Consider the following 577-nt stretch of genomic DNA (forward strand, 5'->3'; position numbering starts at 1 on the left):
TTTGTTTTTATTATACTTTGATTGTTTTGTATGTGTCAAGTTTTATTATACAGGATTAGGAAATGAAATTTTACTGTCCCCTTGAGATCAGCAGAGTACCTGAATGTTGGTCTGATGAGGAATACGAAAAAATCTCCTCCTATGAAGCTTCTGCTTACAAATCGGAGATAAATCATTTTATCAGCGATTTCAATTTGCCCGAAGAAAAAGAGCGAGGTCTGATGCATTGGTACGATAGAGGCAATTCTGTTGACCGAAAGGTGTTTTCCGCATTTATGTCGGTCGAAGAACATAACGGAGAACTTGTGGGAGTGGTCACAGCAAACGTTCACGGTCAGCTTACGGAAGATGAACTTGAGGATCTCCGTGAATATTGTACCGGGCAGTTAAGCGACGGCGCAGGAGAGAGTCTGGAGCAAAGACCGATAAAAACTCCCGACGGAGAAATTTATATCAGCTTTTGGAATTCCGACAAATGGTTTTTGCAGACGGAGGAAGAAATGAACAGCGATCAGTTTGAGGACATGACCGAAGAACCCGATATGGGAATGACGATGTGAGGTGTTATATGATTTAC

Annotated in this window: 1 protein-coding gene; it reads left to right on the plus strand. The window is 41.6% G+C overall.

Features of this window, described 5'->3' with window-relative positions:
- Window positions 1-62 precede the first annotated feature (62 nt).
- The gene (locus DW938_RS14580) at window positions 63-560 is read left to right on the plus strand and encodes a hypothetical protein (RefSeq protein WP_118125605.1); all 498 of its coding nucleotides are present in this window, start codon (window positions 63-65) and stop codon (window positions 558-560) included.
- Window positions 561-577 lie beyond the last annotated feature (17 nt).

Origin of the sequence: Ruminococcus sp. AM43-6 (assembly GCF_003461785.1) — a bacterium.
In the GTDB taxonomy this organism is placed as follows: Bacteria; Bacillota; Clostridia; order Oscillospirales; family Ruminococcaceae; genus Hominimerdicola; species Hominimerdicola aceti.

What these genes read in the sequence shown, in the direction of transcription:
- DW938_RS14580 (WP_118125605.1), top strand. Translation starts at nt 63, where the DNA reads ATGAAATTTTACTGTCCCCTTGAGATCAGCAGAGTACCTGAATGTTGG.